Origin of the sequence: Paraburkholderia sediminicola, from assembly GCF_046026675.1 — a bacterium.
Taxonomy (GTDB): domain Bacteria; phylum Pseudomonadota; class Gammaproteobacteria; order Burkholderiales; family Burkholderiaceae; genus Paraburkholderia; species Paraburkholderia sediminicola_F.
Genome location: NZ_JAQQEY010000001.1, coordinates 1,888,593 through 1,910,138, shown reverse-complemented (window position 1 = coordinate 1,910,138; position 21,546 = coordinate 1,888,593). Strand labels below are relative to the sequence as shown.

Genomic DNA, 21,546 nt, shown 5'->3' with positions numbered 1-21,546 from the left:
TGCAACGATACACAACCACCGCGCTCACTCAAACACCGGCAACTCTGCCAACCTGAACGTGAACGTACACGTTGTACTATAATGCCGTTAATCAATCCAACCCGCCAACGCCCATGTCAAAGGACTCGCCCACTCTATTGACCGTGCGAGACGCCGCCGAGCGCCTCGGCGTCACACCGCGCACGCTGAAATACTACGAGGAGCGCGGCCTCGTCTCGCCTGGCCGGAGCGAAGGCCGCTACCGGCTGTACGACGAAGAAGACCTCAAGCGCTTCGGCCGCATTCTGCGTTTGCGCTCACTCGGTTTCTCGCTCCATGGCATCACCGAGATGCTCAAGCGCCCGCTCGAAGCCGTCGACGGCGGCCACCGTTACTCGCACGAATCGCTGCAGCAGATTCGTGATGCCCTCGCGCAACAGGTCGACGCCCTCGACACGCGCATCGAAGCGATGCGCCGAGAACTCAAGGAAGCACAGAAGCTGCGGACCGAGTTGGCGCCTGATCTCGACTATCTCGAGCGCCGCCTCGCGGGAGAAAATGCCGACGTTCTGCTTGAGCAACGGCGCAACGCGCACGCCACGGCCGCGGGTCCGTCCGCGAAACGCCGGAAGACGCAGGATGAAGCAGCACCCGGTGCCTCAGAGCCAGACAAATCTGCATGAGCGCCGCGTCCCCTCGTGTACCGTTGTTTAGCGCCGCAAAACTGCGCGGCGATTTTTTCCCATGGGTGCTGGCCGTCGTCACCGGCCTCGACTATTTCGACAACGCGATCTTTTCGTTTTTCACCAGCTACATCGCGGGCGGCATCAATGCGTCACCGGATGAACTGGTATGGGCGTCGAGCGCCTATGCGGTGGCGGCCGTGCTCGGCATCCTGCAGCAGCAATGGTGGGTCGAGCGTTTCGGTTACCGGCGCTATGTGGCCGGCTGCATGCTGCTCTATTCAGTAGGCGCGATCGCCGCAACATTGTGCGAATCATCGATCGAACTCGCCTTCGCCCGTGGATTCCAAGGCTACTTCATCGGGCCGATGATGGGCACCTGCCGCATCCTGATCCAGATGAGCTTTACGCCGCAGCAGCGACCCGCGGCGACGCGCGCTTTTCTTGTGCTGATCGTGCTGAGCAGTGCGCTCGCGCCGCTGATCGGCGGTCAACTGGTCGCGCATTTCGACTGGCGTGCGCTGTTCGCCTGTACCGCGCCGGTGGGTGTGCTGTTTGCCATCCTTGCCCTGCTCGCACTGCCCGACACTGGCAACCGCTTGCCGGAAGAGCGCGGCGCGGCGCACTTCTGGCCTTACCTGATCTTCGCGTTCGCGCAAGGCGCGCTGCAAATCGTCATGCAACAAGTGAGGTTCCAGCTGTTCAGCGCCTCGCCGGGGCTGATTCTGTTGACGGTGATGGGCATCGTCGCGCTCGGCTGGTTCGCGTACCAGCAATGGCACCATCCCGCACCGCTGATGCGTCTGCACGCGCTGCGCGAAAAGGTGTTTCAGGTCGGGCTCGTGCTGTACATGTTCTACTACTACATCTCGACGGTGTTCAGCTATCTGACGTCGCGCTTTCTCGAGAGCGGCCTCGGCTATCCGGTCGAGAATGCCGGGCGACTGGTCGGCGTGACGTCGCTGATTTCTGCGAGCGCGCTGTTCATCTACCTGCGCTACGCGAAGCTCCTGCCGCGTAAGAAGTGGATCATCGTGCCGGGCTTCGCGGTGGCAGCATTCGCCGCGGCATGGATGACGCGCATGTCGCCAGGCGTGGGCGAAGCCGCGCTGATCGTGCCGATGCTGCTGCGCGGCTTGCTGTTACTGTTCATCGTGCTGCCGGTCGCCAATCTGACGTTTAGAATCTTCGCCATTGAAGAATTCACGCACGGCTACCGGCTGAAAAACATCGTGCGGCAACTGACGATCTCGTTCGCGACGGCCTCCGTGATCATCGTCGAACAACATCGGCAGGCGCTGCATCAAGCTCGCCTCGCGGAGTTCGTGAATCCGTACAATCCGGTGTTCCAGAATTCGCTCGCGGCGCTGACCAGCGGCTTTAGCGCCGCCGGCCGCTCGGCGTCCGAGGCGCATTCGCTTGCGATAGTGGAAATCAGCCGGACGGTTGCGCAGCAGGCCAGTTTTCTGGCGTCGCTGGACGGCTTCTACTTCCTGATTGGCATCGCGATATGCGGCGGTTTTTTCGCCGCGTGGCAAAAACAGATCGACTAAGGGTTTCATCAGGCCATGCTCTCGAAACTCACGCAATGGTTCGGCACGCACCGCCGCGACCGCGCGCTGCGCGACTACGCGATCGAAGACGCGCTTTGGCAAGCCACACTCGACGGCCTGCCGTTCCTCGCCCACCTCGAGGCGCCGGATCGCGTGCGTCTGCGCGAGCTGACCAGCCTGTTCATCGCGCAAAAAGAATTTTCAACCGCGCACGAACTCGAACTGACCGACGCCATGACCGTGGCGATCGCCGCGCAAGCGTGTTTGCCGGTGCTGAACCTGAGCCTTGATCTGTATCGTGGATGGGTCGGCGTGATCGTCTATCCGGGCGAGTTCGTGATCCGCAAGACGGTCGAGGATGAAGACGGCGTGGTGCATGAGGTCGAACACGACGCGAGCGGCGAAGCGTGGGAAGGCGGCCCCGTCATTCTTTCGTGGGAAGACGCACAGATGACGGACGGCTCGGACGCCTACAACGTCGTGATTCACGAATTCGCGCACAAGATCGACATGCTGACCGGCGAGGCGGACGGCCATCCTCCGCTCATGCGTCGCTGGCATGCACCGCTCGACACGCAAGCGTGGGCGGACGTTTTCGATCATGCCTACGACCACTTCTGCGCCAAAGTCGACGCTGTGCCGGAGCGCCGCTGGGCACGTTTCGAACGCGATTCCCTGATCGATCCGTACGCGGCGGACCATCCATCGGAATTTTTTGCCGTTTGCAGCGAGGCACTGTTCGTCCAGCCGCAGGCTTTCGAGGCGGAGTATCCCGAGCTATACCGCTTGCTGGCGCGGTACTACCGGCAGGATCCGGCGCGGGTCGGGCTGACATTCGCTCCGACTTGACTGCCGCCGCCGCGCAAGCGCCCGCCGGATAAGGGCTGCCACCCCGCCTATCCACCCGATAAGAACCGGCGCGGCGGCGACAAAAACGTGGCCAAAACGAGGCAAACAGCTACCAAAAAGCTAGTAGAAAGGTCGTCAAGCGACTGATTTTCTGGCATAATCGCCGTTTTTCGACCATAGGCAAGTGGCTCGCGCCTAGATGCTGTCCGCATTCGTAGCGGCTGCACGCGGGTTGGCTACCGCCAGATTAAAGGAAAGACCATGAAAGAAGGCATTCACCCGGATTACCGCGAAGTCCTGTTCGTCGACATGTCGATCGACTTCAAGTTCATCACGCGCTCGACCATCCAGACGCGTGAAACCGCCGAATTCAACGGCAAGACCTACCCGCTCGCCAAGATCGAAGTGTCGTCGGAATCGCATCCGTTCTACACCGGCCAACAAAAGATCATGGACACGGCAGGCCGCGTCGAGAAGTTCAACAAGAAGTTCGGCTCGCGCGCTACCGGCAAGGCAGCAGCGAAGTAATACCCGCCTCGTCGCCGGCCTTGGCCCGCAACGAAGCAGCAGCAAAAAAGGGCAGCGCGAGCTGCCCTTTTTTGTCTCCGCTTCTCTGTCTCGCCTCTTTGTCTCCTTACCCCGGACGCCAGGTTACACCCCGCCGCTCACCGCGACGCCGTGTTACAGGCACCCCAATGACGTTGCGAGCCATTACCGGCCGTGACGCGCATCGCACGGCACGACTACAATGCCGGATGCTCCAAATTGGCCATTCCCGCCGGACGATCCGTCCGGTCCCGGCTGCACCGCCTATCCGATATCCACACACCGCATGAGACCTGCCGTTCGCCTCACTGCCTCCGCGACCAGTGCGTTGCCGCGCTGGCTGCTGCTGACCATCTGTATCGTCTACGCATTTTTCGGCCTGTTCGGCCGGGATCCGTGGAAGAACGAGGACGCAGCCGGCTTCGGCGTCATGTGGACGATGGCCAACGGCAGCGCGCACGACTGGCTGCTGCCGAATCTGGTCGGCAAATACATGACAGAAGACGGCCCGCTCGGCTACTGGCTAGGCGCCAGCGCGATCCGCGCGCTCGCGCCGTGGGTCGACGCGAGCAACGCGTCACGCGTCTTCACCGGCCTGCTGTTTTGCGCGGGCTGCGCGTTTGTCTGGTATGCGGCCTACCTGCTCGGCCGGCGCGCCGAAGTGCAGCCGTTCAAATACGCATTCGGCGGCGAACCGGAGCCGCGCGACTACGGCCGCACCCTCGCCGACGGCGCACTGCTGATCCTGCTCGCCTGCTTCGGCCTTGCTGAACGCGGCCACGAAACCACGCCGCAGCTCGCGCAATTCTTCGGCATCGCCATGCTCGTGTACGGGCTCGTGCGAATGATCGACAAGCCCATTCAGGGTGCGCTGATCTGGGGCCTGGCGCTCGGCCTCGTCACGCTGTCAAGCAGCCCGGTGCTGGTCGGCGCGCTGTTGCTGGGTACCCTTGCAATGGCGCTGATCGTGCGCGAAGCGCGTACGCGCTGGCTACTGCTGGCCGGTTTGCCGGTGGCGCTCGTGCTGTCGGTCGCGTGGCCGATCGCCGCGCTCGCCGCCTTTCCCGACGACGCCGTCTGGTACCTGAACCAATGGGTGCACGTCAGCCTGTCGTCGTTCGCCGGGCCGCCTGGCTCAGTGGCCGCCTACGCGCTCAAGAACCTGCCGCTCTTCACGTGGCCGGCCTGGCCGCTGGCGCTCTGGGCGTGGTTCAGCTGGTCGGGTCTGCGGCGCGCGCCGCACGTGGCGATGCCGCTGTCGGTGATCGGGCCGCTGCTCGTGCTAGTCGTGTTGCAGAGCCATCAGTCGAATCGGCTTTACATGCTGTTGCTGCCGCCGCTCGCGGTGCTGGCCGCCTTCGCGCTGCCCACGCTCAAACGCGGCGCGATCAATGCGATCGACTGGTTCGCGCTGCTGAGCTTCACGATTCTCGGCAGCTTCGTCTGGCTGGTGTATGCGGCCGGGCTAACCGGTTTCCCGCATCCGCTCGCGCGCAACCTCGCGCGTCTCGCTCCGGGTTTTGCGCCGCAGTTCAAGGTCCTGTCGTTCGTGTGCGCGGTCGCCGTGACGATCTGCTGGTTCGTGCTGGTGCAATGGCGTCTGGCCCGTCATCCGAAAGTCCTGTGGCGCAGCGTCGTGCTCTCGAGCGCCGGCACGACGCTGATGTGGGTGCTGCTGATGACGCTGTGGCTACCGGTTGTCAATTACAGCCGGACCTATAAGGACGTCGCCGAGCAGATCGCGAGCCATCTGCCGGAGGACTACACCTGCATCTCGCCGGTGCGCCTCGGTAACGCCCAGATCGCGACCTTCGCGTATTTCGGCGATATGCATTTCTCATTCAACCAGGATTGCGATGTGATCCTGCGTCAGGACACCCAGGACTTCGGCGACCCGAGCGCGATGTCGGATTTCGTGTGGAAGCTGGTGTGGGAAGGCCGCCGCGTGGCCGACCGCGACGAACGCTTCCGCCTGTACGTGCGGATCGACCGCCCGAAGCCGCCGGTCGTCAAACGCCGCAGCTGGCATAAGAAGCTGGACTGAGCATGTTCGCCGACGTACGGAAAATCGCCGGGCTCGCATGGCCCGTGCTGATTGGCCAACTGGCGATCATCGCGTTCGGCGTGATCGACACGGCGATGGTCGGCCGCTATTCGGCCGTCGATCTCGCCGCGCTCGGCCTCGGCTCGTCGATCTACATTTCTGTCTACATCGGTCTGACCGGCATCCTCACCGCGCTGCAACCGATCACCGCGCAACTCTATGGCGCGCGCCGCTATACCGAGATCGGAGAGGAAGTGCGCCAGGCCTTATGGCTCGCGCTTGCGTTGACCGTGATCGGCTTTCTGATTCTCTATTTTCCGGGGCGCGTGCTGCAGCTCGCGCGCGTGCCCGAAGCGCTGCATGAGCGCACGGTCGCCTACCTGCAGATTCTGGCGTTTGGCTTGCCGGCCGGCCTGGCCTTTCGCGTCTATAGCTCGATCACCAATGCCGTCGGCAAACCGCGGCTCGTGATGATCCTGCAGATCGGCGCACTGCTGCTCAAGGTGCCGCTCAACACGTGGTTCATCTTTGGCGGACTCGGTGTGCCAGCGCTCGGCGGACCGGGTTGCGCGCTTGCCAGCACCACGATCAACTGGGGGCTCGCAGTCGTGGGGATGCTGCTGTTGACGCGCGTCGACGTGTTCAAGCCGTTCGCGATCTTTGCGCACTTCTGCTGGCCGGTCTGGCGCCGGCAGGCGGCGCAGTTGCGCCTCGGCATTCCGATGGGTCTGTCGTACCTGATCGAAGTCACCTCCTACACGTTCATGGCGCTTTTCATTGCGCGCTTCGGCACGACGACGCTCGCCGGCCACCAGATCGCCGGCAACATCGGTGCGGTGCTCTATATGACACCACTGGCGATCGGGATTGCCTCGTCGACGCTGGTCGCCCAGGCGCTCGGCGCGCATCGCCCGGAAGCAGCGCGCACGCTGTCGCGGCACGGAATCATGATGGCCGTGGCGATCGCCTGCTGTTACGGCGCGATCGTGCTGGTGCTGCGGCCCTACGTGATCGAGGGCTATACACCGAACGCGCAGGTCGCGGCGGCGGCAATGCCGCTGGTGCTGATCGTCGTGTGCTATCACGTGTTCGATGCGTTGCAGATCACCACCGCGTTCGTGCTGCGCGCGTACAAGGTGGCGGTCGTGCCGACCGTTATCTATGCAGTTGCGCTGTGGGGCGTGGGGCTCGGCGGCGGCTATCTGCTCGGCTTCAATGTCACGGGTACCACGCCGGAATGGCTGACCGGCGCGCGCGGCTTCTGGGTCGCCAATACGGTGAGCCTGGCGATTGCCGGCATCGGCTTGCTGTTGTACTGGCGCGGCGTGAGCAAGCGGTATTTGCGCGCCGAGGCGGCGGTTAGGGTGGATTCGGCGGCTTGAGGGACTTGTGGGCCCAATCGGCTTGCTGGGCTTGCCAGATTGTCGGGATCGTTCGACCGGATTGTGGGAGCCGCCGCACAATACCGAAGGGAAAGGCCCCACCCATGCTAGCCAGGTTTTCAGGCCATGCCCTCAGCACTACATCGGAGTGTCACACAACAGCTGACCGTTAGTTGCATCTTGGACCCCATAAAAAAGCGGCCGCACCCTGCTGCCGCCCGCCCTTCTCTCTTGCCTCAAGCCGCCTGCGCCTCGTTCGGCGCCTGCCGCTCCTCCAACACCAGATCGCGTCGCTCGAAAATCTCCCGCGCCGCGAACAGCGCGTTCAGCGCCGCCGGGAAGCCCGCATAGAGCGCCATCTGCATGAACACCTCGACGATCTCCTCGCGTGTGCAGCCGACGTTCAACGCCGCTTCGATATGCACCTTCAACTGCGGTTGCGCGCAGCCGAGCGTCGCCAGCGAGGCAATCGTCGCGATTTCTCGCGCGCGCAGGTCGAGTTGCGGCCGACTGTAAATATCGCCAAAACCGAATTCGATCAACAGACGTCCGAAATCCGGCGCGATCGGCGCAAGCGCGGCGATCACCTGCTCGCCGGCCGAGCCGTCGATTTCCTTCAGTTTGTCCCAGCCTCGGGTGTAACGATCGTTTTGTGCGTGTTCCATGGTGAGTCCTCATCCGAATGCGAAAGTGATTGGGTTTCGTCGATCTGTCGTGTCGGCGTGCTCGCGGCGGCCTGTCGCTCAGCGGTCTCGTAGTAGGCGATTTTGTCGATGATCGCGCCGAGATTGCTCTGCAACTCGGCGATCCGCGCCAAAACCGCATCCCGATGCGCCACCAGCATCTCGCGGCGCTCGCCCACCGTAGGCTGACCTTCTGCCCGCAGTGCCGCGAACGCCTGCATCCCGGCGATCGGCATGCCGGTCGCCTTCAGACGCATCACGAACTGCAGCCAGTCGAGATCGGCCGGCGAATACAGGCGATGCCCCGCCTGCGTACGCCCGACCGCCCGAATCAGGCCGGCCTGCTCGTAATAACGCAGCGTGTGAGCGGAGACGCCGATCGTTGCGGCGACCTCGCCGATGGTGAGTGCTTTTGACATTTTCGACATGACGGAACTCAGGTTAGGACTTCGAGTGCACTCTAAGTCAAGTAGAAGGCGCTGTCATTTATCTGCCTTGTCGTTATTTAGGGTGGACCGATAAACTCATAACTGCTTAATCGCCAGGCAAAAGCTTCAAATATTGTCCAGCCTGATTTACTTGTCATGAATCGATCGGTATAAATCGTCGGCGTTTGCAAATAAGGGCGCGCAATTTGTTCTATGCTTAAGCGCAGCGCCTGCTGACAGGGTGCGTCGTCCCGAGTTTTCCCTTTGCGGCTAACTTTTTTTGCCCTCAATGGAGTGCTTGCCATGCTGAAGAAGCTTTTGATGCTTTGCGTTGCTTTGGCTTTGTCGCTGTCGGCCGGATTTGCGGCGGCCGTCGAAGTGAATTCCGCCGATCAAGCGGCGCTCGAATCGGTCAAGGGTATCGGCCCGGTGCATGCGAAAGCGATCATCGACGAACGCACCAAGAATGGCCCGTTCAAGGATGCCGATGATCTCGCCACCCGCGTCAAAGGCATCGGCACCAAATCGGTAACCAATCTCGAGGCGGCCGGCCTGACGATCAACGGCGCGTCCACGCCGCCTACGGGCGCCAAGGCTGCCTCGAAGTCCAGTAGCACCACCAGCACCAAGGCGGCGCCGACGGCCGCTCCTGCGGCGACCACCGCGGCCACGACAATAGCACCAGCGGCGCCTGCCGAGGCATCCGGCACCAAAGCGTCGAAGTCGAAGAAGAAGAGCAAGACCGCGGCATCCGACGCAGCGGCAGCTTCCGCACCGGCCACAGCGGCCGCTGCCAGCGCGCCGACCGACGCATCCGGCACCAAGGCTTCGAAGAAGAAGGCGAAGAAGAGCAAGGCTGCATCGGCTGCGGCAGCCTCTGGCGGGGCGTAAATCGGGTTGAGTACCGGCCGCATGGCGGCCGCGCTGGTCACGTGCGATACGCGCGTGATGCACACATAAGCGCGGCCCCGCTTCCGTCTACCTTCCTTCCACCGGCGCCGTGCGACCGCGCGGCGTTTTCACCCGCTGACTCGTCAAACACGGGTCGGCATTCAAGAGAGACCGTCATGAGCCTACTCGACACTATCGGTTCCCTGGTTGGCAAATCGCCTGAAGGCGGTGGTCAGCAAGCCCTCGTTTCAGCCGCGCTGGAATTCGTCAATAACCAGCCGGGCGGCCTGAATGGCCTGATCAGCAGCTTCAAGGAAAAGGGCCTCGGCGACATCGTGTCGTCGTGGGTCAGCAACGGCGAGAACCAGGCAATCTCGCCCGACGCTCTGCACAGCGTGCTTGGGTCGGACGTCGTCACCAACCTCGCGGCGAAGGCCGGCGTACAACCAGATCAGGTCACCGGTCTGCTGTCGCAGATTCTGCCGCACGTCGTCAACGCAGCGACGCCCGAAGGCGAAGTCCCCGCTGAAGGCAAACTGAATTCGACGACCGTGCTGGGCGCACTCGGCGGCCTGTCGGCGCTGTTCGGCAAGGGCAACGCGTAAGCTGCGTCACCCGTCACCGCCCTGTAGCAGACGAAAGCAGGCGAAAAAAAGCGGCAACGAAGTCACCTTCGTTGCCGCTTTTTAACGTTGGCTGGAACGGCCCAACCACTGCCGCTCCATACGCAGCCCAATGCGTTTCGCTTAATGCACGACGCGGTCGAACACCAGCTTGCCGTCTTCCACTTCGACCGGAATCACATCCTTCGGACCGAACTTGCCGGCGAGTATCAGCTTGGCGACTGGGTTCTCGATCTCCTGCTGGATGGCGCGCTTCAGCGGCCGCGCCCCGAACAGCGGATCGTAGCCGACCTTGCCAACGTGTTCGAGCGCCGCGTCCGACACCACCAGTTGCATGTCGAGTTTGGCAAGCCGTTCATGCAGACGTTGCAGTTGAATCCGCGCGATCGACTGGATGTTCGAACGGTCGAGCGCATGGAACACCACGACGTCGTCGATCCGGTTCAGGAACTCGGGCCGGAAGTGCAGCTTCACTTCTTCCCAGACCGCGTCCTTCACCGCTTCCTGCGGCTCGCCGACCATCGCCTGGATCACCTGCGAACCGAGGTTGGACGTCATCACGATCACCGTGTTCTTGAAGTCCACGGTACGGCCCTGGCCGTCGGTCATGCGGCCGTCGTCGAGCACTTGCAGCAGGACGTTGAACACATCCGGATGCGCCTTCTCGATTTCGTCGAGCAGGATCACGCTATACGGCTTGCGGCGCACGGCTTCGGTCAGGTAGCCCCCTTCCTCGTAGCCGACGTAGCCCGGCGGCGCGCCGATCAAACGCGCGACGCTATGCTTCTCCATGAATTCGCTCATGTCGATACGGATCAGATGATCTTCCGAATCGAACAGGAACGACGCCAGCGCCTTGCACAGCTCGGTCTTACCCACGCCGGTCGGCCCAAGGAACAGGAACGAGCCATACGGCCGGTTCGGATCCGCGAGACCCGCGCGTGAACGGCGAATCGCATCGGCCACCGCGGTGATCGCTTCGTCCTGACCGACCACGCGGTCGTGCAGCTTCTCTTCGATCTGCAGCAGTTTTTCGCGCTCGCCCTGCATCATGCGCGACACCGGAATGCCGGTGGAACGCGAGACAACTTCAGCGATTTCCTCCGCGCCGACTTGCGTGCGCAACAGACGCGGACGCGTCGGGTTGTTCTGCTCTTTCGCTTCGGCCTGGGTCACTTCCTTCAACTGCGCTTCAAGACCTGGCAGCTTGCCGTACTGCAACTCGGCGACCTTCTCCAGCTTGCCCTCACGCTGCAAGCGAATGATTTCCGCACGCGTTTTTTCGATATCTTCCTTCAACTGCGCGCTGCCCTGCACCGCCGCTTTTTCCGCGGTCCAGATTTCTTCGAGGTCCGAATATTCGCGATCCAGCCGCTCGATTTCCTCTTCGATCAGCTGCAGACGCTTTTGCGACGCTTCGTCCTTTTCCTTCTTGACGGCTTCGCGTTCGATCTTCAACTGGATCAAACGACGGTCGAGCCGATCCATCTCTTCCGGCTTCGAGTCGATTTCCATCTTGATCTTCGAAGCGGCTTCGTCGATCAGGTCGATGGCCTTGTCCGGCAGAAAACGATCGGTGATGTAGCGATGCGACAGCTCGGCTGCCGCGACGATCGCCGGATCGGTGATATCGACGCCATGATGCAGTTCATACTTTTCCTGCAGACCACGCAGGATCGCGATGGTCGCCTCGACCGACGGTTCGTCGACCAGCACCTTCTGGAAGCGACGCTCGAGTGCGGCGTCCTTCTCGATGTACTTGCGATATTCATCGAGTGTGGTGGCGCCGACGCAATGTAGTTCGCCGCGCGAGAGCGCCGGCTTGAGCATGTTGCCGGCGTCCATTGCGCCTTCGGCCTTGCCCGCACCGACCATCGTATGAATCTCGTCGATGAACACGATGGTCTGGCCTTCGTCCTTGGCGATGTCGCTCAGCACGGCCTTCAGGCGTTCTTCGAACTCGCCGCGGTATTTCGCGCCGGCCAGCAAAGCCGCCATGTCCAACGACAGCACGCGCTTGCCCTTGAGCGTTTCCGGCACTTCGCCGTTGACGATACGCTGCGCAAGGCCTTCGACGATCGCGGTCTTGCCCACGCCCGGCTCGCCGATCAGTACCGGGTTGTTCTTGGTGCGGCGTTGCAGGATCTGGATCGAACGGCGAATTTCGTCGTCGCGGCCGATCACAGGGTCGAGCTTGCCTGCCCGCGCACGCTCGGTCAGGTCGACGGTGTACTTTTTCAGCGCTTCACGCTGACTTTCGGCGTCCTGGCTATGCACTTGCGAACCGCCGCGCACCGCCGCGATCGCACTTTCCAACGACTTGCGCGACAGGCCGTGCTGGCGCGCGAGACGGCCGGCCTCGCCTTTATCGTCCGCAACCGCGAGCAGGAACATCTCGCTCGCGATGAACGTGTCGTTGAGTTTTTGTGCTTCCTTGTCCGCCTGGTTCAGCAAGCCGGTCAGTTCGCGGCCGATCTGCACGTTGCCGTCGGTGCCCTGCACTTGCGGCAGGCGCGTGATGGCATCGTTCAGCGCGGTTTGCAGCGCCTGGACATGCACGCCGGCACGCGAGAGCAGCGAACGCGCCGACCCATCCTGCTGGGCAACGAGCGCCGACAGGACATGAACCGGTTCGATGTATTGATTGTCGTGACCGACGGCGAGACTCTGCGCGTCGGCCAGTGCTTCCTGGAATTTAGTGGTAAGTTTGTCGATTCTCATCAAGAGACCTCCAATTTCAATTACCACCAAATTGAGGCGTTTTACGCAGGTTTCAAGCGCTTTTTTGCAATCAGCAACAACTATTTAACATTTGACGCGCGAGAACTTGCCCGCAGGTTTCAGGAGGCCGGCGTGCCGCCCCCAGCAGAAGCGACCGGCACGATCGGGATGACATTGCTTAAACCGAGTAGCGCCGCCAGCGGACCGTGCGGCTCCGCAACCTCGCCGATGGTATGACGGTCGAGTTCGGCCAGGAACGCGTTGCGCGCCGCCTCGAGCGCGCCGCGCAGACGGCAGTGCGGTGTAATGACACAGGCCCGGCGCTCACTGTGCTGGTCCGGGAAGCAGCCGACCAGCGCAAAGTCACTTTCAGTGGCCCGCACGATCTCACCCACGGTCAACGCGCCGGTTTGCTCAGCGAGCCGCAGGCCGCCGTTACGCCCGCGCACCGTCTCGACCCAGCCGAGTTCGCCGAGTTGCTGCACCACCTTCATCAAATGGTTCTTGGATATCCCGTACGCGTCCGAGATGTCCTGAATGGTCGATAAGCCTTCGCCGCGGACGGCGAGGTACAACAGGACGCGTAATGAGTAATCCGTATAGTCGGTCAGTCTCATAAGTGCAGGTGCCACGATGAGCGCAAGCCGCGATCCGGGGGATAACCGCGTCGATGCAAGGGTTGCCGGGGGCCGTCGCTTCGCCATAAGATGCTGGCGATACGCATGTTTTCTTATTTTGCGCTGACAGTCGGTGTTTGTCTTTCGGCAGTAATGGTAACGTTTCCCGGACAGGCCATTCATACGAAAAGCGGGGCATTCGTGGCCTACTTCCTTTCGTTTAGGCACAGTTTGAGGCCATTCCTGACGGTCTGTGGCGCCATGTGGCGATTCATAATGAATAAAGACATTATCTGGAATTTGCATGAATCCGTCTTTTCCCACTGCAGCGGTTGTCGAGCGCAACGCCGAACCTACTGAGGCGAATATTCGCGAGCTTGTCTACGGCTTTTACGACCGTGTGCGTGCCGATCCGCTTCTGGGCCCCGTGTTCGACGCGACGCTGGCGGGCCGTTGGGACGACCACTTGCCCAAGATGTGCACTTTCTGGGGCAGTCTTGTGCTGGGCGCGAAGCAATACCGCGGCAATGTGCAGCAGGCGCACCAGCCGCTCGAGGGCGTCGAGCCGCAGCATTTCAGCCGCTGGCTATATCTGTTTCTGGATACGGTGGAGTCGCGCTATCAGCCGGCTGCCGCGGTCCGCTTCATGGAGCCGGCGCTGCGTATCGCGCAGAGTTTGCAGTTGAGTCGCTTCGGCTGGGATTACAAGATTCCGGCGGAGCAGCAGGCGCTGTTGGAGCGCGTCGTGCCGAAGCGTCCGCGCGACGATGACCCGCACGAACCGCATGCTCCGGGCGCCTCGACGCGGCGACATGGTGAGCCGTTCCCGACGAGGATCATCAGCAAGGCGAAGACTGATTGATGGAAGTGCCGGGAGGCGCCTCAGGGCTGCATGAAGTCCATGATGCGCTCTGGGGGCCTGATGATGGCACCCGGGCACGCGACAAAGATGCGCTGAAGCGTCCTGAGCACGCCGCCCCGGCCGGCTTCAGTGCCTGTGAAACCCAGCGCCTTCCTAATCCGCGTCCTGGTTACCCGGTTCGATGCCCCAACGGGCCAGCGCCGCGTCGTCGGCGACGCGGGCATCCACCCAGCGCTCGCCCTCTTCGGTTTTCTCTTTCTTCCAGAACGGCGCTTGGGTCTTCAGGTAGTCCATCACGAACTCGCACGACGCGAAGGCGTCGCCCCGATGCGCGGCGGTGGTCGCTACGAGCACGATCTGGTCGAGCGGATAAAGCTTGCCGACCCGATGCACGATCAGCACCTCGATCCCCGGCCAACGCTCGCGTGCGCTCACGACGATCGCTTCCAGCGACTTCTCCGTCATACCCGGATAATGTTCGAGCTCCATGGTTTCGACTGTGCTGCCGTCGTTCAGGTCGCGTACGGTGCCGACAAAACAGGCCACCGCGCCGATCTTCGGATTGCGCGCGCGCAACGCAGCGACCTCGGTGGTGAGGTCGAAATCTTCCGTCTGGACACGAACGGGCATCTCTGGCTCCTGGGCGGCTTGGCGAAGTTTAGCGTGATTTGGTAGGTTTTTTAGCGACGATCCGGCGCGTTTCAACCGCCAGTGACGGGCGGAAAGAACGCGACCTCGCAACCTTCGGTGATGCGCGTGCCGGCATCGGTCATCACGTGATTGCAGGCCATGCGCAACGTGCGGCCTTCGGCGAGGGTGTCGGCCCAGATGCCGCCGCGCACGCGCAACCAGGCGCGCACGTCACCGACGGTCGCAATGCCGTCCGGCAGATCGACCGTTTCATCGGAGGTTTCGAGCGCTTCGCGCACGCTTGCAAAATATCGGAGTTGAATCTTCATCGGAAAGCCACCGGCCGTTGCCGGCCTCAGTTCAGCAATTCGGAAAAGGGGATGAAACGTACGGTCTCACCGGCGCTGATCGCGTGGTTCGGCGGATTGTCGATCAGACCGTCACCCCACACGGTCGAGGTCAGCACGGCCGAGCTCTGATTTGGAAACAGATCGAGGCCGCCGGCCGGATTGATCCGCGCGCGCAGGAATTCGTTGCGCCGGTCAGCCTTCTTCTGCGTGAAATCCGCGCGCAGCAACAGCGCGCGCGGCGCCACCGTCTGCATGCCGGCCAGAAGCAGGACGAACGGGCGAACGAACAGCAAAAAGGTGGCGAAGCTGGAGACCGGATTGCCCGGCAGGCCAATGAAGAAGGTCTCGGCTGATGCAGCCGCATCTGCGTGCTGCGCGGCACGGCGCACTGCGCCGAAGGCGAGCGGCTTGCCGGGTTTCATCGCGATCTGCCACATCGACAGGCGCCCCTCGGCCTCGACTGCCGGTTTGACGTGATCTTCCTCACCGACCGACACGCCGCCGCAGGTGAGGATCAGATCGTGCGCTTGCGCGGCTTCGCGCAACGTCGCGCGGGTCGCGTCGAGTTTATCGGGGACGATGCCGTAGTCGGTCACCTCACAACCTAGTTTTTCCAGCAGCCCGCGCAGCGTGAAACGGTTCGAGTTGTAGATCGCGCCGGGTTTCAGCGGTTCGCCAGGCATGGTCAGTTCGTCGCCGGTGAAGAACACGGCGACTTTTACGCGGCGGCGCACCTGGAGCTCGGCGCAGCCGACTGACGCGGCGAGTCCTAATGCTTGCGGCGTCAGGCGCGTACCCGCTGGAAGGATGATCGAGCCGCTGCGGATATCCGCGCCTTGGGTCGTGATCCATTCACCAGGTGCCGGGCTGTGGAGGATCGTGACTTCGTTGCCGGCGGCCTCAGTTTGCTCCTGCATCACGATGGCGTCGGCGCCCGGCGGCACCGTGGCGCCGGTGAAGATGCGGGCTGCCGTGCCGGGTTTTAAGGGCTCGGGTGCGTGGCCGGCTGGAATGCGTTGCGAGACCGGCAGGCGGCGGTTGCCATCGGTTGCCAGATCTTCTGTACGGATCGCGTAGCCGTCCATGGAACTGGTGTTCATGGGGGGGACGTCGAGCGGCGACGTTACGTCTGCCGAGAGCACGCGGTTGAGCGCGTCTAGCGTTGGGATCGATTCCGTGCCGGTGATCGGGCTCGCTGCGCTGAGCAGGGTCGCCAACGCTTCGGCGGTGGAGAGCATCGGGGCGCGGGGCGTTGGGGTGGACATCTTCTGGTCTCGAAACCACTGGTTAAAGGAATATTGTAGCGGTCGATCTTGATGGTCGGTGGCGGGTAGGTGTTATGGTGGTTTTTTTGCCTGCTCGGCGATTGTTTTTTTTGGTTGCCTGCGGCGGTGATCTTGTTAATCTGGCTTTGGTGCCTTTCCTTGAATTGTTAGTGGTCTATTAGCGTTGCCCCTGTGCGGGGCGGCACTTACTTTCTTTGCGGGCGCAAAGAAAGATAAGCGAAGAAAGCGGCTCAAACCGCTCATGCCAAGTGAGGCCCGTGGTCTGCCGCGGGTGGTGGTGCATCTGGAATCTGGGTTCGTGCACCGGCATGCGCCAGTGACAAGGGTGTCATACTTCCGGCGGCGCTGCGCGCGCCGAAGCGTACTTCTTCAAACCAATCTCTCTCGCCGCATCGAGCGCGACGCCGTCGCGCTCGATGCTCACGGTGTTACTCGCTTGTGTTTGCGACGATGAAGTCTTTCACGCGCTGTGCGTCTGCCGGCAGTACTTCGAATCGCTGTGGCAGCGATTCCAGGCCCGAGAACGCGGCCGGGCGCTCCGGTTCGCGTAGCAGCGCTTCGCGGATCGTTTCGCCAAACTTGATCGGTTGCGCCGTCTCCAGAACGATCATCGGAATGCCCGCTTGCAAGTGCTCGCGCGCCACCTTCAGGCCGTCTGCCGTGTGCGTGTCGATCATCGTGTCGTAACGCTCGAAGACGTCGCGGATCGCGTCCACACGGTCCTCGTGGCTGCTGCGGCCCGATACGAAACCGAACTCCTTCACACGCGCAAAATCACCGCTCGCCGCCAGATCGAAACCGCCCTTCTCTTCGACGTCGCGGAACAGTTGCAGCACGCGCGCCGGGTCGCGGCCCAGCAGGTCGAACACAAAACGCTCGAAGTTCGAGGCCTTCGAAATGTCCATGCTCGGGCTGCTCGTGTGGTATGTCTCTGCCGCCTTGCGCACGCGGTAAATGCCGGTGCGGAAGAACTCGTCGAGCACGTCGTTTTCGTTCGTCGCGACCACCAGCTTCTCGATCGGCAGACCCATCATGCGCGCGATGTGACCGGCGCACACATTGCCGAAATTGCCCGACGGCACCGTGAACGACACGCGCTCGTCGTTCGACTTCGTCGCGGCAAAGTAGCCCTTGAAGTAATACACGACCTGCGCCACGACGCGCGCCCAGTTGATCGAGTTGACCGTGCCGATCTTGTACTTCGCCTTGAATGCGTGGTCGTTCGAGACCGCCTTCACGATGTCCTGGGCGTCGTCGAACACGCCCTCGACCGCGATGTTGAAAATATTCGGGTCCTGCAGGCTGTACATCTGCGCGGTCTGGAACGCACTCATCTTCTTGTGCGGCGAAAGCATGAAAACGCTAATACCCTTCTTGCCACGCATCGCGTATTCCGCTGCGCTGCCGGTGTCGCCCGAGGTTGCGCCCAGAATGTTCAGCGTCTCGCCGTGTCTGGCCAGCGCGTACTCGAACAGGTTGCCGATCAGCTGCATCGCCATGTCCTTGAACGCGAGCGTCGGACCGTTCGACAGTTCCAGCAGCGACAGCGGCGCGCCGTTCTCGACGCCCAGCGTCTTCAACGGCGTGATCTGCGCGGCGCTTTCGTCGTCGCGCACGTGGCAATACGTCTCGGCCGTGTAGGTCTTGCGCGTCAGTGCGCGCAGGTCTTCGGAAGGAATGTCGTCACTGAATTTCGACAGGATTTCGAACGCGAGATCCGCGTATGGCAGCGTGCGCCAGCGCGCCAGTTCGTCAGCCGTGACGCGCGGATATTCCGCCGGCAGGTATAAGCCGCCGTCTTTCGCAAGACCGCCCAGCAGAATGTCGGAAAACGTATGGCGCTCGCCGGCTCCGGCGCCGCGCGTAGAGAGGTAGTTCATATTCGGCCTAGTTCAGCGCTTCCATGCGCAGCTTCGTGACTTGCGAGACAACGGTCTTCAGCGCTTCGATCGTCTTGATCGCGGCGTTGACGTTCTTTTCAACCGTTTCGTGCGTAATCAGGATGATGTCGGTTTCGCCCTTACCGTTCGCGTCGACCTGCTCCGATTCCTTCTGCAGCAGCGCGTCGATCGAAATGCCCCGATCCGCCAGGATGCGCGTGATGTCGGCCAGCACGCCCGTCACGTCAGCCACGCGCAGACGCAGGTAGTAGCCGCTCGTCACTTCGTCGATCGGCAGGATCGGGGTGCTCGACAGGCTGTCCGGCTGGAACGCCAGATGCGGCACGCGATGCTCCGGGTCCGCCGTATGCAGACGCGTCACGTCGACCAGATCGGCCACCACGGCGGAGGCCGTTGGCTCCGCACCCGCGCCCTTGCCGTAGTACAGCGTAGAGCCAACCGCGTCGCCGTGCACGACGACCGCGTTCATCGCGCCTTCCACATTCGCCAGCAGGCGTTTTTCCGGAATCAGCGTGGGATGCACGCGCAATTCGATGCCCTTGTCCGTGCGGCGCGAGATGCCAAGCAGCTTGATGCGGTAGCCAAGTTCTTCAGCGTATTTGATGTCGATCGCAGCCAGTTTGCTGATGCCTTCGACGTACGCCTTATCGAATTGCACCGGCACGCCGAACGCGATCGCGCTCATGATCGTCACCTTGTGGGCGGCGTCGACGCCTTCGATGTCGAAAGTCGGATCGGCTTCGGCGTAACCCAGCTCCTGCGCGGCCTTCAACGCGGTCGCGAAATCGAGCCCACGATCGCGCATCTCCGAGAGGATGTAGTTCGTCGTGCCGTTTATGATGCCGGCGATGTACTGGATGCGATTGGCCGTGAGCCCTTCGCGCAGCGCCTTGATGATCGGAATGCCCCCGGCCACTGCCGCTTCGAACGCCACCATCACGCCGTTGGCGCGCGCCGCTTCGAAAATCTCTGTACCGTGCACGGCGAGCAGCGCCTTGTTGGCCGTGACCACATGCTTGCGGTTCTTGATCGCGCGCAGGACGAGGTCGCGCGCCACGCCCGTGCCGCCGATCATTTCCGCGATGATATCGATCGACGGATCGTCGACCACCGCATTGAAGTCATCGGTCAGCGCCACGGTGCCGGCTTCACTGCCGAGCGCCGCCGTCGCCTTGGCGGGATTGCGCACGGCAATGCGCGCAATCTCAATCCCGCGGCCCGCGCGGCGTTTGATTTCTTCCTGATTGCGGCGCAGTACCGTGAAGGTGCCGCTGCCTACCGTGCCGAAGCCCAGCAGTCCAACTTTGATCGGTTCCATGCAGCGTGTGTTTTCGAGTAAGGGATTAAAAGGAAACTGGGGCTGGCAGCGGCGCACGCCGGGCGCGCCGCCCATCTCAAACCGTGTGGCGTTTGCGGTAGCCGTCGAGGAAGCGCGCGATCCGGTTGATCGAATCCGCGAGGTCGTCCACGTTCGGCAGGAACACGACGCGGAAGTGATCCGGCGTCTTCCAGTTGAAACCGGTGCCTTGAACCAGCAGCACGCGCTCTTCCAGCAGGAGATCGAGGATGAACTGCTGATCGTCCTGGATCGGATAAATCTTCGGATCGAGGCGCGGGAACATATACAGCGCCGCCTCGGGCTTCACGCAACTCACGCCGGGGATGGCCGTCAGCATGTCATACGCGAGTTCGCGCTGTTTGTACAGGCGCCCGCTCGGCACGATCAGGTCGTTGATGCTCTGATAGCCGCCGAGCGCGGTCTGGATCGCGTACTGGCCGGGCACGTTCGGGCACAGGCGCATCGAAGCCAGAATGCCGAGCCCTTCGAAGTAGTCTTTGCCATTGCGACGGTTCTCGCCGGTCAGGCCCGAAATGAACATCCAGCCGGCACGGTAGCCGCACGAGCGGTAGCTCTTCGAGAGGCTGTTGAACGTGACGGTGAGCACGTCTTCGGAGAGCGCGGCCATCGACGTGTGCTTCTTGCCGTCATAGACGATCTTGTCGTAGACCTCGTCGGCGAAGATCACGAGGCCGTGCTGGCGGGCGATTTCGATCAGGCCGAGCAGCAGTTCGTCCGAGTACAGCGCGCCGGTGGGGTTGTTTGGATTGATGACAACGAGCGCCCGCGTATTCGGCGTGATTTTCGCGCGAATGTCGTCCAGATCGGGCATCCAGCTGTTCGATTCGTCGCAGATGTAATGCACCGGCGTGCCGCCCGACAGGCTGACGCCGGCGGTCCACAGCGGATAGTCCGGCGCGGGCAGCAACACTTCGTCGCCGTCGTTCAGCAGGCCCTGCAGCGCCATCACGATCAGCTCGGAGGCGCCATTGCCGATGTAGATGTCGTCCAGTTCGACGCCATGCACGCCCTTTTGCTGCGTGTAATGCATGATCGCCTTGCGCGCGGCGAACACACCCTTGGAATCCGAGTAGCCGGACGAACCCGGCAGATTCAGGATCATGTCCTGGATGATTTCATCCGGCGCGTCGAAGCCGAACGGCGCGAGATTGCCGATGTTCAGCTTGATAATGCGGTGGCCCTCTTCTTCGAGCCGCTTCGCATGTTCGAGGACAGGCCCGCGAATGTCGTAACAGACATTCAACAACTTGTTGGATTTGAGAATCGGTTTCACGGCGGGCACTTCATCCTGTTGATGGGCTTGGGCGAACAAGCGGGAGCGGAAAAACCGGGACCCGGGCAAGTCCGCCGATACGGGGAATTATGACGCGGCACGCCCGTCAGAGACGAGAAAAGCAGACGAAATGCGAGCAGAACCAGGGCAGGTAGCCGATGGGCCGCGCCCGTGCCCTCAGGGCGGCTTATGACAGCACATGAGGTGGCACTCGAGCGAGGGGCGCCGCAAGGCGGCTAAAAAGTTATAATTTAGCGGATTTTGGCCGACTTCCGCAATGCACCAACCGCAACGGCAAGCCTTTTCGGCCGCATCTGTGTCACTCGCTGTGCCACTCGCGTGTCCCACTCGCGTCAAACCGCCCTGCTTCCGTTCTGCCAGGTCAGGCCGCCAACACGCATGATGTCTCACGACGACTTCGGAAAACGAATTTGAAATTACATCAGGACTCCAGCGGCGCCCTCAACACCGTCACCGGTTACGGCGCCGGCTATGTCGAAATCAATCTGGTGCGCCAGGTCGGCAGCATTCTCCTGCTGCCGGAAGCCCCCGTCACTCCTTGGCCCGTGTCCTCGTTCGAAGCTCTGAGCGCCGAGCACTTCGCCATGCTGGTGGACGCCGCGCCGGAAGTGGTCATATTCGGCAGCGGTGAGCGGCTGCGCTTTCCCCATCCGCGCCTGACGGCCGCGCTCACCGCCAAACGCATCGGCGTCGAAACGATGGACTTCAAGGCCGCCTGCCGCACCTACAACATTCTGATGTCCGAGGGCCGCAAGGTCGCGGCCGCGTTGCTGATCGAAGCCTGATGGCGCCGGGCAGCGGGCGTCTGCTTGAAGTACGGGCACCGGCCACCAGGCATGGCGGCCGCCGCGTGCGCGTCTCCGG

The 21,546-nt window shown here is 62.3% G+C and carries 20 protein-coding genes; 10 read left to right on the top strand and 10 right to left on the bottom strand.

The window, feature by feature from the left end; all coding sequences use genetic code 11:
- Positions 1 to 113 precede the first annotated feature (113 nt).
- From PQQ86_RS08310 to PQQ86_RS08285, 6 genes are all read left to right on the top strand, one after another.
- On the top strand, positions 114 to 662 hold the full coding sequence (locus PQQ86_RS08310) for a MerR family transcriptional regulator (RefSeq protein ID WP_408265722.1): 549 nt from the start codon (positions 114 to 116) through the stop codon (positions 660 to 662).
- A complete protein-coding gene (locus PQQ86_RS08305) occupies positions 659 to 2,215 on the top strand; it encodes an MFS transporter (RefSeq protein WP_408265721.1) in 1,557 nt (518 codons plus the stop codon). The genes PQQ86_RS08310 and PQQ86_RS08305 overlap by 4 nt, the downstream gene beginning before the upstream one ends.
- Before the next feature lie 15 nt (positions 2,216 to 2,230).
- Complete coding sequence (locus tag PQQ86_RS08300) at positions 2,231 to 3,064, top strand: M90 family metallopeptidase (protein WP_408265720.1); 834 nt, start codon at positions 2,231 to 2,233, stop codon at positions 3,062 to 3,064.
- Between the two features lie 261 nt (positions 3,065 to 3,325).
- The gene (locus tag PQQ86_RS08295; RefSeq protein WP_408193613.1) at positions 3,326 to 3,592 is read left to right on the top strand and encodes a type B 50S ribosomal protein L31; all 267 of its coding nucleotides are present in this window, start codon (positions 3,326 to 3,328) and stop codon (positions 3,590 to 3,592) included.
- 304 nt (positions 3,593 to 3,896) lie between these two features.
- Complete coding sequence (locus PQQ86_RS08290; protein WP_408265719.1) at positions 3,897 to 5,654, top strand: ArnT family glycosyltransferase; 1,758 nt, start codon at positions 3,897 to 3,899, stop codon at positions 5,652 to 5,654.
- Positions 5,655 to 5,656: 2 nt separating this feature from the next.
- Positions 5,657 to 7,036, top strand: coding sequence for an MATE family efflux transporter (locus PQQ86_RS08285; RefSeq protein WP_408265718.1), 1,380 nt, complete (start codon positions 5,657 to 5,659; stop codon positions 7,034 to 7,036).
- Between the two features lie 236 nt (positions 7,037 to 7,272).
- Here the strand turns inward: PQQ86_RS08285 and PQQ86_RS08280 are convergent, their stop codons facing one another.
- Positions 7,273 to 7,701, bottom strand: a complete 429-nt coding sequence (locus PQQ86_RS08280) for a carboxymuconolactone decarboxylase family protein (protein WP_408265717.1) — start codon at positions 7,699 to 7,701, stop codon at positions 7,273 to 7,275.
- Complete coding sequence (locus PQQ86_RS08275; RefSeq protein WP_408265716.1) at positions 7,653 to 8,147, bottom strand: MerR family transcriptional regulator; 495 nt, start codon at positions 8,145 to 8,147, stop codon at positions 7,653 to 7,655. Before PQQ86_RS08275 ends, PQQ86_RS08280 begins: the two co-directional genes overlap by 49 nt.
- Before the next feature lie 303 nt (positions 8,148 to 8,450).
- Here PQQ86_RS08275 and PQQ86_RS08270 point away from each other — a divergent pair, with 303 nt between their 5' ends.
- Together PQQ86_RS08270 and PQQ86_RS08265 are read left to right on the top strand one after the other, a co-directional pair.
- Positions 8,451 to 9,038, top strand: coding sequence for a ComEA family DNA-binding protein (locus tag PQQ86_RS08270; protein ID WP_408265715.1), 588 nt, complete (start codon positions 8,451 to 8,453; stop codon positions 9,036 to 9,038).
- Between the two features lie 176 nt (positions 9,039 to 9,214).
- Positions 9,215 to 9,643 (top strand): YidB family protein, encoded by a 429-nt coding sequence (locus PQQ86_RS08265; protein ID WP_494478227.1) that lies wholly within the window; start codon positions 9,215 to 9,217, stop codon positions 9,641 to 9,643.
- Positions 9,644 to 9,784: 141 nt separating this feature from the next.
- Here the strand turns inward: PQQ86_RS08265 and clpB are convergent, their stop codons facing one another.
- Positions 9,785 to 12,382 carry an ATP-dependent chaperone ClpB gene (gene clpB / locus PQQ86_RS08260; protein ID WP_097392339.1) on the bottom strand — a complete coding sequence of 866 codons (2,598 nt, stop codon included), beginning with the start codon at positions 12,380 to 12,382 and terminating at the stop codon, positions 9,785 to 9,787.
- A 119-nt stretch (positions 12,383 to 12,501) separates the two neighbouring features.
- The gene (locus PQQ86_RS08255) at positions 12,502 to 12,999 is read right to left on the bottom strand and encodes an Rrf2 family transcriptional regulator (RefSeq protein ID WP_408265713.1); all 498 of its coding nucleotides are present in this window, start codon (positions 12,997 to 12,999) and stop codon (positions 12,502 to 12,504) included.
- A 304-nt stretch (positions 13,000 to 13,303) separates the two neighbouring features.
- On the opposite strand from PQQ86_RS08255, the gene PQQ86_RS08250 reads away from it, so the two are divergent.
- Positions 13,304 to 13,861, top strand: a complete 558-nt coding sequence (locus PQQ86_RS08250) for a group III truncated hemoglobin (protein ID WP_408265712.1) — start codon at positions 13,304 to 13,306, stop codon at positions 13,859 to 13,861.
- 153 nt (positions 13,862 to 14,014) lie between these two features.
- Here PQQ86_RS08250 and moaE read toward each other — a convergent pair whose 3' ends face one another.
- The 6 genes from moaE to PQQ86_RS08220 form a co-directional block, all read right to left on the bottom strand.
- Entirely contained in the window at positions 14,015 to 14,491 is a 477-nt protein-coding gene (gene moaE / locus PQQ86_RS08245) for a molybdopterin synthase catalytic subunit MoaE (RefSeq protein WP_408265711.1), read from the bottom strand.
- Between the two features lie 71 nt (positions 14,492 to 14,562).
- Positions 14,563 to 14,820 carry a molybdopterin converting factor subunit 1 gene (gene moaD, locus PQQ86_RS08240; protein ID WP_408265710.1) on the bottom strand — a complete coding sequence of 86 codons (258 nt, stop codon included), beginning with the start codon at positions 14,818 to 14,820 and terminating at the stop codon, positions 14,563 to 14,565.
- Positions 14,821 to 14,846: 26 nt separating this feature from the next.
- Positions 14,847 to 16,079: a molybdopterin molybdotransferase MoeA gene (locus PQQ86_RS08235; protein ID WP_408270169.1), complete on the bottom strand. Its 1,233-nt coding sequence runs from the start codon at positions 16,077 to 16,079 to the stop codon at positions 14,847 to 14,849.
- Positions 16,080 to 16,555: 476 nt separating this feature from the next.
- Entirely contained in the window at positions 16,556 to 18,007 is a 1,452-nt protein-coding gene (gene thrC / locus PQQ86_RS08230; RefSeq protein ID WP_408265709.1) for a threonine synthase, read from the bottom strand.
- A gap of 7 nt (positions 18,008 to 18,014) precedes the next feature.
- Positions 18,015 to 19,346, bottom strand: a complete 1,332-nt coding sequence (locus tag PQQ86_RS08225) for a homoserine dehydrogenase (protein ID WP_408265708.1) — start codon at positions 19,344 to 19,346, stop codon at positions 18,015 to 18,017.
- 76 nt (positions 19,347 to 19,422) lie between these two features.
- The gene (locus PQQ86_RS08220) at positions 19,423 to 20,670 is read right to left on the bottom strand and encodes a pyridoxal phosphate-dependent aminotransferase (protein ID WP_408265707.1); all 1,248 of its coding nucleotides are present in this window, start codon (positions 20,668 to 20,670) and stop codon (positions 19,423 to 19,425) included.
- 422 nt (positions 20,671 to 21,092) lie between these two features.
- Between PQQ86_RS08220 and PQQ86_RS08215 the strand changes: the two genes are divergently transcribed.
- Positions 21,093 to 21,467, top strand: coding sequence for an Mth938-like domain-containing protein (locus PQQ86_RS08215; protein WP_408265706.1), 375 nt, complete (start codon positions 21,093 to 21,095; stop codon positions 21,465 to 21,467).
- Positions 21,468 to 21,546 lie beyond the last annotated feature (79 nt).